Origin of the sequence: Chamaesiphon polymorphus CCALA 037 (assembly GCF_003003845.1) — a bacterium.
In the GTDB taxonomy this organism is placed as follows: domain Bacteria; phylum Cyanobacteriota; class Cyanobacteriia; order Cyanobacteriales; family Chamaesiphonaceae; genus Chamaesiphon; species Chamaesiphon polymorphus.
Genome location: NZ_PVWO01000200.1, coordinates 1 through 9,747, shown reverse-complemented (window position 1 = coordinate 9,747; position 9,747 = coordinate 1). Strand labels below are relative to the sequence as shown.

Here is a 9,747-nt window from a genome sequence, read left to right as displayed (position 1 = left end):
TCCCTAACCCCTAAAACCTAAAGCCTAAAGCCTAAAGCCTAAAGCCTCACCCCTAAAACCTAAAGCCTAAAACCTAAAGCCTAAAGCCTAAAGCCTCACCCCTCCCAACTATTTACGTGACCTAGTGGTAAAGTTTTGTTAAAATATAAACTGGGATACCCGCCCTGCTCTAACTACTCCTGGAGAAAATTATTTCATGCTGCGACTGGAACATATCTGCAAGATTTATCCCACAGGTGAAGTCCTCAAGGACATTAATTGGGAAGTAAAGCCAGGAGATCGAATTGGACTAGTCGGAGCAAATGGTGCGGGTAAATCTACCCAAATGAAGATTATTGCTGGTCAAATCGAGCCGACAAGCGGCGAAATTATTCGTCCTGCGAGTCTGAATATTGCTTATCTAAACCAAGAATTTGACGTCGATCCGACGCGGACTGTTAAAGAAGAATTGTGGCAAGCCTTTGGCGAAGCCAATCGCGTCCACTCCGAACTCGACAAAATCCACCATCAACTAGAAACTGCTAGCGGTGATGAGTTAGATAGCCTCCTCAATCGCATGGATAAATTGCAGCGATTGTACGAAGCGTTGAATGGCTATGCACTAGAAGCCGAAATCGACAAGATTTTACCAGAAGTAGGCTTTGAATTAGAAGATGCCGATCGATTGGTGAGTGCCTTTAGTGGCGGTTGGCAAATGCGGATGAGTTTGGGTAAAATCTTGCTTCAATTCCCCGATTTACTACTACTAGACGAGCCGACTAACCATTTAGATTTAGAAACGATCGAATGGTTAGAAAATTACCTCCGGAAGCTCGAAACACCGATGGTAATTATCTCGCACGATCGCGAGTTCTTAGACAGACTTTGCAATCAAATCGTCGAAACCGAACGCGGTGTATCTAGTACTTATCTCGGCAACTATTCATCCTACCTCGAACAAAAAGCCGAGAATGCTTCAGCTCAATTAAATGCCTTCGAGCGGCAACGTAAAGAACTAGAAAAACAACAAGCTTTCGTCGAGAAATTCCGCGCCAGTGCCACTCGTAGTACTCAAGCAAAAAGCCGTGAAAAACTCCTCGATAAAGTCGAACGGATCGAAGCTCCCACAGGTAGCGTTCGCACGCTCAATTTTCGCTTTCCTCCCGCACCTCGCAGCGGTCGTGAAATTGTAGATATTAAGAATTTAGAGCACGTTTATGGCGATAAAATTCTCTTTTTAGGTACCGATTTATTCATCGAACGCGGCGATCGCATTGCCTTTTTAGGCCCCAACGGTTGTGGTAAATCTACTCTCCTCAAAATGATTATGGGGATGGAAAAGCAAACCAGTGGCACCATCAAACTCGGCGAACACAATGTCATCCCCAGCTACTTCGAGCAAAATCAAGCTGAAGCATTGGATCTGACTAAAACAGTCATCGAAACCATTCACGATGAAGTTCCCGACTGGAAAAACGAAGAAGTTCGCACCTTATTAGGTCAGTTCTTGTTTACTGGCGATATGGTCTTTAAAAAGGTTGAATCGCTCAGTGGTGGTGAAAAAGCCCGACTTGCATTAGCCAAAATGCTTTTAATTCCGGCTAATTTACTCATTCTAGACGAGCCGACAAACCACTTAGATATTCCCGCTAAAGAAACGCTAGAAAATGCCCTAATCAACTATGATGGTACGGCATTAATCGTCTCGCACGATCGATACTTTATCTCCCAAGTTGCTAATAAAATTGTCGAAGTCCGCGATGGCGAATTTCGGGTGTATTTAGGTGACTATCACTATTATCTCGACAAACTAGAAGAAGAACGCCAAGCCGCCAAACAAAAAGCATTAGCCGCTGCCGAAGCTGCTAAGAAAGCCGCCAAGGCAGAAAAGGCTAGCGCGAAGAAAAAATAGTCATAAAAATTATTAGGGGCAATTCATGAATTGCCTTGCAAATAAAAAGGTAGGGGTAATTCATGAATTACCCCTACCTTTTATTTGCAAATAGTTATAGCAGTAGCCAAGGTAGTTTTTTTTATTAGTCTGCGTAGGCAGACTTCGCATCACAAGCGGCGATTTCATCGCTGTTTTATCCTAACAACCTTAGCTGTTGCTATATGAATCGATCGAATATAATAGAGCAAGAGTTTACCAGGTCTAACCGATGGTTGCTAATTCTCTCTACTGGACAACCGCAGATCTCGATGCCATGCCCGACAATGGCGGTTGGTTGCGCCATGAAATTATCGAAGGAGAACTATTTGTGACTCGCGCTCCCCACATTCGCCATCAAGGTAGTAGTGGTAATATCCACTTTGAACTAGAATCTTGGTCGAGACAGACTAAATTAGGGAAACCATTTCAAACCCCTGGCGTGATTTTTACCCCTACAGATGCAGTGATTCCCGATGTGGTTTGGGCGAGTAATGCGCGGCTAGAGCAAGGTATCGATGCAGCGGGACACTTTACAGTCGCACCAGAACTGGTAGTAGAAATTCTTTCTTCAGGCGAACAAAACGAACAGCGAGATAAAAGTATCAAACTGAAATTATATTCCCGGTACGGCGTACAAGAATATTGGATCGTCAACTGGCAATTAAAAACTCTCGAAATCTATCGACGTACCGACGCACAACTGCAATTGGTAGCGACGCTTTTGGCTGGAGATAAGATTGCTTCACCATTATTACCTGGATTTAGTGCAGAGATCGATTCCATCTTTGCTTAAATAGTTAAACAGAGAGTCAACGACATAGAAAACATGAGTAGGGTAGATGAAATTCTCGATTTTTGGTTTGGTACGCCCGATGCTTTAAATAATGGCGAACAGTATGGTAAACCGCGATCGATCTGGTTTAAATCCGATCCGATAATCGATCGCGAGATTAAAGATCGATTTGAAGAAGTATATCATTTTGCAGCGGCTGGTCTATTAGATGGCTGGAAAGATGCTGCATCTAGTTGCTTGGCTTTAATTATTACCCTCGACCAATTTCCGCGCAATATATTTCGCGGTACGCCTACTGCTTTTGCTACCGATGCTCTCGCTTTATCGATCGCCAAACATGCGATCGAAACCGAAATCGATCGCGAGTTATTGCCAGTACAAAGATGGTTTATCTATCTACCATTCGAGCATAGCGAAAATATCGAAGACCAATTAGAGTCGGTGAAATTGATTGAAACCTTAACAGCAGATCCCGACAGTCAAATCGCGATCGATTCCGCGCGCACTCACTACGAATTAATTAAAACCTTCGGACGTTTCCCCCATCGCAATCAAATTTTAGGTAGAGTCAGTACTCCTGCGGAATTAGAATTTCTCGCTCGACCCGATGCTTTTCACGGTTGAGAAAATACTTTAAATCGATCGAATAGCAATGTGTTCGCTTGAAATTCGACACGATCGATTCGGTAAGTTGAGGAGGAGCCGATCCAGAGTCTTGCTTCGCCGATTTCAGACAGAAGTAGCAAAACATTTTATTGTTTGGAATTTACATGACTTACACCGTGGCTGCCGATACTCAATCAGCTTGGAACGATGTGGATATGTGGTTAGTAGCGAAAGCTGGGGTTTTGTAACTTATCGTTAGACTTGAGGGTCGAGCGATCGAGTGATAATGGAAACTAAATCTATGAGAACAACCCCATGACACTCGCAATGTCGATCGTAACTAATCAACTAAAGCAGCTAACTCCACTGAGCGTTCCCGACCGCCTTTTACTCGGCCCTGGGCCTTGTAATGCTCATCCTACCGTCCTCCAAGCAATGAGCACCACCCCATTGGGACACCTGGATCCAGCCTTTTTGCAGATAATGGATGAGATTCAGTCGCTGCTGCGGTACGTATGGCAAACCGACAACCCACACACGATCGCCGTTAGCGGTACGGGTTCGGCGGCAATGGAAGCAACGATCGCCAATAGCGTCGAGCCTGGAGATGTGATGCTAATTGGGGTTGCTGGATATTTTGGCAATAGATTGGTGGACATGGCGGGACGCTATGGTGCAGATGTTCGATCGATTTCCAAACCTTGGGGTCAAAATTTCACTCTCGACGAACTGCGTGCGGCAATGGCCGAACATCGTCCAAAAATTCTGGGATTGGTTCACGCTGAGACATCTACAGGTTGCCGCCAGCCGATCGAGGGTGTCGGCGAATTGTGTCGCGAGTATGACTGTTTGCTGCTGCTCGACACCGTAACTAGCCTGGGTGGCGTGCCGATTCACCTCGATAAGTGGGGGGTCGATCTGGCCTATAGTTGCTCCCAGAAAGGCTTGGGATGTGCGCCTGGAGCATCGCCATTTACGATGAGTCCCCGCGCGATGGCCAAATTATTAGCCCGACCGACAAAGGTACCTAACTGGTATCTGGATATGCTGTTATTAGGTAAATATTGGGGTGCAGAGCGGGTCTATCACCATACGGCACCAATCAATCTTTACTATGGTTTGCGCGAAGCTTTGCGCCTAGTTTCGGAGGAAGGAATCGATAATAGTTGGGCGCGACACCAAGCGAATGTCGAGTATCTCTGGTCGAGTTTAGAATCGATCGGGCTAAAAATGCACGTCGAGAAACAGTATCGCTTGCCGACGCTCACAACTGTCTGCATCCCCGATGGTGTCGATGGCAAAGCTGTTGCCAAGCAACTCCTCACCGAGCATAATATCGAAGTCGGTGGCGGTTTGGGCGAACTAGCAGGGAAAGTTTGGCGGGTTGGGTTGATGGGTTATAACAGTCGCCCCGAAAGTGTCGATCGCCTGATTGGAGCGTTAAAACAAGTTATCTAATCGCGACGAGCGGCTCGATCGTCGTTATGGCGATCGCGACCCTATTTCACCTCGATCGACTAAAAAACATCCCGACTGAGAGCGGAAATTGTTAACATAGAGATTGGTGGAAGGGTAGCCGATCGTCTAAATTGAGATCGCGCAGCTCGACTACTAATTGTCCATAATCAGAGATAGATGATGGCAGCAGCAGTAACTATTCAAAATCTGTCCAAGAGCTATGGCACCGTCCCAGCGGTAAAAGATGTCTCCTTTCAAGTCGAGCGCGGTCAAATCTTCGGACTGCTCGGCCCCAATGGTGCTGGGAAAACCACGACAATTCGCTGCTTGTGTACCCTCGCCAAACCCGATAGCGGCTCGATCGACATTAGTGGCATTTCCGTCCTCGAACAGCCCCGCGAGGCCCGCAAGCGCATCGGCTACGTCGCCCAAGAAGTCGCCCTCGACAAGATTCTAACTGGGCGAGAATTGCTCGAACTTCAGGCAGCACTCTATCATATTCCCAAGGTCGAAGCTCGACAGCGGATCGAAGTCCTGCTCGAAGTGTTGGACTTACACAGCTATGCCGATAAAAAGACAGGCACCTATTCCGGCGGTCTCAAGCGTCGTATCGACTTGGCGGCGGGACTCCTGCATCAGCCAGAAGTTCTGGTGTTAGACGAACCCACAGTCGGACTCGATATCGAGAGTCGCGTGGTCGTGTGGGACTTCTTGCGCCAACTGCGTGCGAGCGGGACGACGATATTACTTACCAGTCATTATCTCGAAGAAGTCGATGCCCTCGCCGATCGCGTGGGGATTATCGATCGAGGATTGGTAATTGCAGAAGGGACGCCATCGGAACTTAAAAATCAGCTTGGCGGCGATCGCATCGTACTCCGAATTCGGGAGTTTACACCGCTTTCGGAAGCCGAACGAGCACAGCAAATGCTCAGTGAATTACCTTTCGTCCAAGAAGCGATCGTCAATGCGACGGCGGCAAATTCGCTCAATCTGGTCGTCACACCCGATCGCGATGTACTGATGTCGATCCAGCAGTCGTTACAATCGGCGGGATTGCCGATCTTTGGGATTTCCCAATCGCGTCCGAGCTTGGATGATGTCTACCTAGCCGCCACAGGTAAAACTCTCCTCGATGCCGAGCTAGCAGCAGCGAGCAGTCGCGACCTCAAAGCCGAGCAAAAACAACGGATGCGCTAGAGGTCAAATCGGTGCGGGTAAAAGTCAAGTCTCAATTGAGGTTATTACCAATCGTCATCTCTTGCCTACTGTGGGCAACTTAGTAGCCGTTCCATATTTACCCGCAGCGATCGCCCAAAAAGCCACAATTACAGCCAGTCTAGTTATCGTTAGTGAAGTTAGCTTCTGGTTGGGCATACTGCTAACAGGTAAAGAACTCGCCCAGCGTTACCGTCGCAAGTTAAGCCCCTATTACTGGTGGCAACGAATTACCAACAGCAAGTAGGTAAGTAATCGATAGTTTTCATTCACCATTACCTTCTCATGAGCGGCACAATTGACACTTCCAAATCTATTAATTTACAACCGAGCGACCGCCTGCGTTCTCAACAACCATTACCATCGAATGAGTTAGCTGACTTTATCCAGGAAACTCTCGCGCTGACTAAACGACTCTTTATCCAACTCCAGCGGCGTCCTTCGACGCTAGTCGCTGGCGTAATCCAGCCGCTGATGTGGCTGATTTTATTTGGTGCGTTATTTCAAAATGCGCCCCAAGGAATGATGGGTAACGATCTGAGTTACGGCCAATTTTTAGGTGCGGGATTGATCGTATTTACCGCCTTTGTCGGCGCATTAAATGCGGGTTTACCAGTAATGTTCGATCGCGAGTTTGGCTTTCTCAATCGGCTGCTCGTCGCGCCGCTGGCTTCACGGTACTCGATCGTGGCTGCTTCGGCGATTTATATCGTCGCATTAAGTTTCATTCAAACTGCCGCAATTATTGGCGTCAATGCGCTGATGGGTGCGGGGTTGCCGAGTCTGGCTGGCTTGGGAGTCATTGCCCTGATTATCTTATTACTGGTATTGGGCGTAACCGCACTGAGCTTGGGTTTGACCTTTGCCTTACCCGGACATATCGAACTGATTGCCGTAATTTTTGTAGTCAACCTGCCCCTACTGTTTGCCAGTACCGCACTCGCACCCCTAACATTTATGCCGGGATGGTTGCAAACGGTCGCCTCGCTCAACCCGCTCACCTATGCGATCGAACCCATTCGCTATCTCTACAATCACTCACAATGGGATCTGAGTAGTATCGTGCTCCAAGCACCTTGGGGAACGGTTTCTTTTGGCACCTCCCTGGCGATTTTGCTCGGTTTTGCAGCTTTGACCCTGACGGCAATTCAACCGCTCTTAAAACGGCGTTTAGCCTAGTCTGAGGAACTTTTTACAGTTTTCATACATCTTAATTGATAGTTTCTCTGCGACTAAATACTCAGTTACAATCTTCGATCGCATCTAAAAACAGGGTTTAAAATCCCGATCGTAAAAATACACTTCTACCTTCTTTATCCATCCTACTTTATCGATTAACCATGAAACTATTCCGCACCCCAGCCTGTTTGCTATTAGGATTGTCGCTGTCTTTAATTCCCACGATCGCCTCAGCTCAATCTAACGATCCTTTCAATGGTAGCGATAGTCGCGACCCATTTCGGAGAGCTTCTGGCGGCGACACTTCTGGATTGCTCAATCTAATCAATCAAGCCCAAATTAATAGCAAGAATAACCCTAATTTCGAGAGCGAGCAACGCGAACAACTAAATTCGGCTACTCAAGATTTTCGCGCTCGCCAGCTCCAAGAATTGCGCCGCACGAAAACAGCTCCCGCTACCAATGTCAAGCCTAAATAATCTCCCAAGCTATTAGCTATTTAATCTGCTATTTAGGGTAAAGGTAGAACGTTCGCACCTTTACCCTTTTCCCTCTGCCTTAATTTTGGCTATAACTAGCAACTTACATTAATTAGGTAAGTTTCGATCGTGACTGGGGTTACCAAATACTGTCCAGAGATCGATCTTCAATCGCCAATCCCTTAAAGTCCCAACCTATGTCACAATGATCTAGTCGAACGGCTTGCCGTCTACGATAGTAACCGAGTAAGTAGAGAAAACCAAACACAATGACTAAGTTTGTATTCGTCACTGGTGGCGTAGTTTCGAGTATTGGCAAGGGCATTGTCGCAGCCAGCTTGGGACGACTGCTCAAATCGCGCAACTATTCAGTCTCGATCCTCAAACTCGATCCTTATATCAACGTCGATCCGGGTACCATGAGTCCTTACCAGCATGGGGAAGTATTCGTCACCAAAGATGGAGCCGAGACAGACTTAGACTTAGGACATTACGAGCGATTTACCGATACATCGATGTCGCGACTCAATAGTGTCACCACGGGTGCGATTTATCAAGCGGTAATTAATAAAGAACGGCGCGGCGACTACAATGGCGGCACAGTTCAAGTCATCCCGCATATTACCAACGAAATCAAAGAACGGATCGATCGAGTTGCCAAAGATACCAATCCCGATGTGGTAATTACAGAGATCGGTGGTACCGTTGGTGACATTGAATCTCTCCCTTTCCTCGAAGCAATTCGTCAATTCCGCAAAGAAGTAGGCAAACGCAATGTAGTTTATTTACATGTGACGCTCGTACCGTGGATTTCGACTGCGGGTGAGATGAAAACCAAGCCGACACAGCACTCTGTCAAAGAATTAAGATCGATCGGGATTCAGCCAAATATTTTAGTTTGTCGCAGCGTCCAGCCACTGCCGCAAGGGATTAAAGAAAAGCTCTCGGAATTTTGCGATGTACCTGTAGAGGCGGTAATTAATGCGCCGGATGCGGGCAGCATTTATGAAGTGCCCTTAATTATGGAACGCGAAGGACTTGCCTCGCAAGCGATCGATCTACTTCAGCTCGAACAGCGTACCCCCGATCTGACTCAATGGCGACACTTAGTCGATCGAATGCAGACATCCACTCAGGAAGTTAAAATCGCCCTAGTTGGTAAATATACCCAGCTCGGTGATGCTTATCTATCGGTAGTCGAGGCTCTCAAGCATAGCGCGATCGCCACAGGTGCGAAACTAGAACTTATCTGGGTGAATTCTGAAGATTTGGAGAGCCAGGGGGCAGCTAAATACCTCGCAGACGTGCAAGGGGTTGTCGTTCCTGGTGGGTTCGGAGTTCGTGGCGTAGAGGGCAAAATTGCCGCCATTCAGTACGCACGCGAGCAAGGGATCCCATTCCTGGGATTGTGCTTGGGAATGCAAGCAGCAACGATCGACTGGGCGCGTAATGTGGCTAAACTCGACAGGGCTAATAGTTCGGAATTCGATCCCGATACTCCCAATCCAATTATCGACTTACTTCCCGAACAAAAAGATGTCGTCGATCTGGGCGGGACGATGCGTTTGGGCTTATATGCCTGTCGGTTAGAAGAAAATACGCTCGCCCACAAGCTCTATCAACAAACCGCGATTTACGAACGCCATCGCCATCGGTATGAGTTTAATAATGCTTACCGCAATCTATTTCTCAATAGTGGCTATCGCGTGAGTGGGACATCTCCCGATACACGCTTAGTGGAAATTATCGAACTCCCCACGCATCCGTTCTTTATTGCGACTCAATTTCATCCTGAATTTCAGTCTACGCCGAGTTTGCCCCATCCTTTATTCAAAGGTTTGATGTCCGCAGCTTTGGCAAGAATTGTCGGTGCGGAGGCGCACGTAGAGCATTATACTATTCCAGAATTGGCAGTCGATCGAGTAGATTAGATGCTGTCGATCGCGATTTAGTAGGTCTATTAGACTTCGTTGGAGGTGGTATTGCTCCCCTCATAAAGACTATTACTCATAGATTTTGGAAGAGTGCTTGGTTTTGAGTTATTGGTGCTGGAGAACCCGGATCTGGGGGGAGACCTCCCCCCAGACCCCCCCGTTGGGGGA

Annotated in this window: 9 protein-coding genes; all 9 read left to right on the top strand. The window is 47.4% G+C overall.

The window, feature by feature from the left end; translation table 11 throughout:
* Positions 1 to 196: 196 nt before the first annotated feature.
* The 9 genes from C7B77_RS15665 to C7B77_RS15625 all read left to right on the top strand — a co-directional run bounded on the left by C7B77_RS15665 (position 197) and on the right by C7B77_RS15625 (position 9,576).
* A complete protein-coding gene (locus tag C7B77_RS15665; RefSeq protein ID WP_106306604.1) occupies positions 197 to 1,891 on the top strand; it encodes an ABC-F family ATP-binding cassette domain-containing protein in 1,695 nt (564 codons plus the stop codon).
* A gap of 250 nt (positions 1,892 to 2,141) precedes the next feature.
* The gene (locus C7B77_RS15660) at positions 2,142 to 2,705 is read left to right on the top strand and encodes a Uma2 family endonuclease (protein ID WP_106306601.1); all 564 of its coding nucleotides are present in this window, start codon (positions 2,142 to 2,144) and stop codon (positions 2,703 to 2,705) included.
* 33 nt (positions 2,706 to 2,738) lie between these two features.
* Positions 2,739 to 3,329, top strand: coding sequence for a DUF924 family protein (locus C7B77_RS15655; protein ID WP_106306598.1), 591 nt, complete (start codon positions 2,739 to 2,741; stop codon positions 3,327 to 3,329).
* A 297-nt stretch (positions 3,330 to 3,626) separates the two neighbouring features.
* On the top strand, positions 3,627 to 4,769 hold the full coding sequence (locus C7B77_RS15650) for an alanine--glyoxylate aminotransferase family protein (protein WP_106306595.1): 1,143 nt from the start codon (positions 3,627 to 3,629) through the stop codon (positions 4,767 to 4,769).
* A 180-nt stretch (positions 4,770 to 4,949) separates the two neighbouring features.
* Positions 4,950 to 5,969 (top strand): ABC transporter ATP-binding protein, encoded by a 1,020-nt coding sequence (locus C7B77_RS15645; RefSeq protein ID WP_106306607.1) that lies wholly within the window; start codon positions 4,950 to 4,952, stop codon positions 5,967 to 5,969.
* A gap of 70 nt (positions 5,970 to 6,039) precedes the next feature.
* A complete protein-coding gene (locus C7B77_RS15640) occupies positions 6,040 to 6,234 on the top strand; it encodes a transporter suffix domain-containing protein (RefSeq protein ID WP_245894225.1) in 195 nt (64 codons plus the stop codon).
* Positions 6,235 to 6,272: 38 nt separating this feature from the next.
* Positions 6,273 to 7,166 carry an ABC transporter permease gene (locus C7B77_RS15635; RefSeq protein ID WP_106306589.1) on the top strand — a complete coding sequence of 298 codons (894 nt, stop codon included), beginning with the start codon at positions 6,273 to 6,275 and terminating at the stop codon, positions 7,164 to 7,166.
* Positions 7,167 to 7,327: 161 nt separating this feature from the next.
* On the top strand, positions 7,328 to 7,645 hold the full coding sequence (locus tag C7B77_RS15630; protein ID WP_106306586.1) for a hypothetical protein: 318 nt from the start codon (positions 7,328 to 7,330) through the stop codon (positions 7,643 to 7,645).
* A 269-nt stretch (positions 7,646 to 7,914) separates the two neighbouring features.
* Positions 7,915 to 9,576, top strand: coding sequence for a CTP synthase (locus C7B77_RS15625; RefSeq protein WP_106306583.1), 1,662 nt, complete (start codon positions 7,915 to 7,917; stop codon positions 9,574 to 9,576).
* The last annotated feature ends 171 nt before the right edge of the window (positions 9,577 to 9,747 follow it).

Coding starts and splice junctions, on each gene's coding strand:
- C7B77_RS15665 (WP_106306604.1), top strand. CDS start 197: ATGCTGCGACTGGAACATATCTGCAAGATTTATCCCACAGGTGAAGTC.
- C7B77_RS15660 (WP_106306601.1), top strand. CDS start 2,142: ATGGTTGCTAATTCTCTCTACTGGACAACCGCAGATCTCGATGCCATG.
- C7B77_RS15655 (WP_106306598.1), top strand. CDS start 2,739: ATGAGTAGGGTAGATGAAATTCTCGATTTTTGGTTTGGTACGCCCGAT.
- C7B77_RS15650 (WP_106306595.1), top strand. CDS start 3,627: ATGACACTCGCAATGTCGATCGTAACTAATCAACTAAAGCAGCTAACT.
- C7B77_RS15645 (WP_106306607.1), top strand. CDS start 4,950: ATGGCAGCAGCAGTAACTATTCAAAATCTGTCCAAGAGCTATGGCACC.
- C7B77_RS15635 (WP_106306589.1), top strand. CDS start 6,273: ATGAGCGGCACAATTGACACTTCCAAATCTATTAATTTACAACCGAGC.
- C7B77_RS15630 (WP_106306586.1), top strand. CDS start 7,328: ATGAAACTATTCCGCACCCCAGCCTGTTTGCTATTAGGATTGTCGCTG.
- C7B77_RS15625 (WP_106306583.1), top strand. CDS start 7,915: ATGACTAAGTTTGTATTCGTCACTGGTGGCGTAGTTTCGAGTATTGGC.